This window comes from Frankia sp. CeTa3Moorea (assembly GCF_978021225.1).
The window spans coordinates 1-1,141 of the sequence record NZ_CDXDOR010000097.1 but is presented as its reverse complement, the minus strand read 5'-3'; the positions used below and the strand labels follow the sequence as shown (position 1 = coordinate 1,141).

The following is a 1,141-nucleotide window of genomic DNA, read 5'->3' as shown; positions in this document are numbered from 1 at the left end:
GGGTGCGGCCGGCTGTCGAGAAGCTGCCCTGCGTGGCGGCCCTGCTCTCGGCGGCCTACCACCAGAGCGAGGACTTCCTCCCCGTCGTGCTCGCCGCGGCGGCCACCGGGGGACCCTTTACCGCCGTCGTCCCGGCCCTGGAGTACAGCGTCCCCGCTGCGGCCTTGGCCGCGGCCGCACTGGGCCTGCCGGGCGCGGGAGTCGGGGCCGCCCGATGCCTGTCAGACAAGATCGAGCTGCGCCGGGCGGCGACGGCGGCGGGCATCGCGACCCCGCGCTGGAGGGAGGTCTTCGGCCCGGGTGACCTCGCGGCCTTCGGGGTGGAGAGCCCGGTGGTGCTCAAACCCGCCAACCGGCACGGCAGCCTCGGCGTGCAGATCCTCGACGCGGTGGAGGACGGGCCGCTCGACCTGGCGGCCATCTGGTCGGCGACGGTCGCCGCCCTCGACGACGGCGCGCTTCCCAACCGCCCGTTGCACTGGCGCTACCTGGTGGAGAGCCGGATGGTCGGCGCGGAGTTCAGCGTGGAGGCGCTGGTTCGCGACGGCGTGCCGAGCTTCGTCAACGTGACGGCGAAGCGGGTGCTGCCCGGGCGGCACCCGGTCGAGACCGGGCACGTCGTGCCGGCCCCCGGACCCGCGGCCAGGACCGCCGTGCTGAGCCGCGCGTTGACGCGTCTCATCGCGGCGATCGGCTTCCGGGACGGCATCCTGCACGCCGAATGGATGCTGACCGCCCGCTGCCCGGACGACCCGGTGCTCATCGAGTGCGCCGGGCGGATCCCCGGTGACAGCCTGGTCGAACTCATCGACCTGGCCTACGGAACCTCGCTGGTCGCGGACTACCTGGAGATCCTCTCTGGGGGGCAGCCCGCGCCGGCCGCGGTGGCGAGCGCCGCCGCGGCGATCCGCTTCCTGAGTGCCCCGCCCGGTCGGGTCGACGCGGTCGACGGCGTCGAGGTCGCGCGGGCGGTGCCCGGGGTGCGGCGGGTAGCGCTGGCGGTCACCCCGGGCACGTCCATCCCGCCGCTGCGCTCGTCGGGCGACCGCATCGGCGAGGTGTTGGCGGTCGGCTCGACCCCGATGGACGCCGAGGCCACGGCGGCACGCGCCGCCGGGCTGGTGCGTGTGGCGGCGGCAGC

The 1,141-nt window shown here is 75.6% G+C and carries 1 protein-coding gene; it reads left to right on the top strand.

Features of this window, described 5'->3' with window-relative positions; genetic code table 11:
• On the top strand, positions 1 to 1,141 hold a 1,141-nt coding region (locus AC08OV_RS16335), incomplete at both ends, for an ATP-grasp domain-containing protein (RefSeq protein ID WP_476619892.1).